The 1,558-nt window shown below is 43.5% G+C and carries 2 protein-coding genes and 1 pseudogene; all 3 read right to left on the minus strand.

Annotated elements, in window-relative coordinates; all coding sequences use genetic code 11:
• Positions 1-270, minus strand: a pseudogene (locus WEIDD23_RS01860) (glutamyl aminopeptidase); the annotation flags it as partial.
• Positions 271-295: 25 nt separating this feature from the next.
• Positions 296-928: a uridine kinase gene (udk, locus tag WEIDD23_RS01865; RefSeq protein ID WP_010373641.1), complete on the minus strand. Its 633-nt coding sequence runs from the start codon at positions 926-928 to the stop codon at positions 296-298.
• A gap of 40 nt (positions 929-968) precedes the next feature.
• Positions 969-1,558 (minus strand): sensor histidine kinase (locus tag WEIDD23_RS14300; protein WP_242865380.1); only part of this gene is annotated, 590 nt, incomplete at its 5' end.

A 1,558-nucleotide genomic window follows, 5' to 3' on the forward strand; every position in this document is an offset into this window, starting at 1 on the left:
GCCAACCGGTGCCACAACTAACATGCCTCGAGCCGTAACTGCTGTGACAATAAAGCCCACTTCATCTAGGTGCGCGCCAAACATCACACGTGGTGCATCTGCATCCGTATGTTTACGGATACCGTATAGGCCACCAAGACCATTCTGCACAACTTCGTCAACTAAGGGCGTCAAATCATCACGAAATGCCTTTCTAATGGCATGTTCTTGACCTGATGTGCCTTGCAGTTCGGTATACTTAACAATTCGATTCCAAATTCGTTCTTCCATCTTGCAATCACACTTTCTTATCTAATTACTTGTGTAAGTCTAAAATTGCACGTATCTGTGCTTCCAGCATGCCGATTCCGACAACATTTGCACCACCTTCGGGCAAAATAATATCTGCATAGCGCTTAGTTGGCTCAACAAATTGGTGATACATTGGCTTAACTGTCGCCAAATATTGGTTAACCACCGATTCTGTTGTACGACCACGCTCGACAATATCACGTTGCATCCGACGAATGAAACGCAAATCATCATCTGTATCAACATAAACCTTAATATCAAGCATATCGCGAAGTTCAGGTTCTGTGAATAACAAAACCCCTTCAACGATGATAACGTCGGCGGCAGCAACTGTCACCGTCTTGTCTGAACGCGTGTGTGCTGCGTAATCGTAAGTTGGTTGCTCAATTGTCTCACGTTGCAACAATTGCTTAAGCTGTGCAATCAACAAGTCATTATCTAATGAATCTGGGTGATCATAGTTTGTCGCAACACGTTGCGTCATACTTTTATCACCTTGATCCTTATAATATGCATCCTGTGGAATCATGACCACAGACTCGCCCTTCAAGCGTTCAATAATTTCGCGGCTAACAGTTGTCTTTCCAGACCCTGAACCACCCGTAACCCCGATAACAACTGGACGTGAGTTAGACATTTTTCAATCCTCTTTCTTCAATACACTTTTTATATTATTACTATTGTAGTGGCAAATTCACCGTAATGGTAGACCCAACGCCAACTTGACTGTCAAGTTCAATCGTTCCTTGCGATTTTGAGACCAAATCCTGCACAATTGCTAAGCCCAGCCCGGTGCCGGGGATTGCTTGGTTCCGTGACTTGTCAATTCGATAAAAGCGTTCAAAAATCCGGCTTTGTTCTTCACTTGAAATACCTAAACCAGTATCTTTCACGGCCATCACAAATTCACTAGCCGTCACCATTGCGGCAACCTTTACGAGACCACCTGGCCGATTATACTTAATTGCATTAACAATTAAGTTCGTTAAAATTTGTCGAACGACACTTTCGTCCTGGTTAACTGTAAACGACGGACTAATTTCATTCTGGAGTTGTAAGCCTAACGTATCGGCGGCTGGTTTATTTGCCTCAAATATTTCTGTCGCAATATTCGCAACATTCACCGGTGCAACCTTCGACAAACGCTCTGGTGATTTTGCTAATGCTAGTATGTCTTCAGTCAATGCCAACAAACGACTCGTCTCACTTTGAATGATATGCAAAAATTCATCCAAAGCCGCCGGATCATCCTTGGCACCAGCTAATA

The organism is Weissella sp. DD23, assembly GCF_001579105.1.
Taxonomy (GTDB): Bacteria; Bacillota; Bacilli; order Lactobacillales; family Lactobacillaceae; genus Weissella; species Weissella cibaria.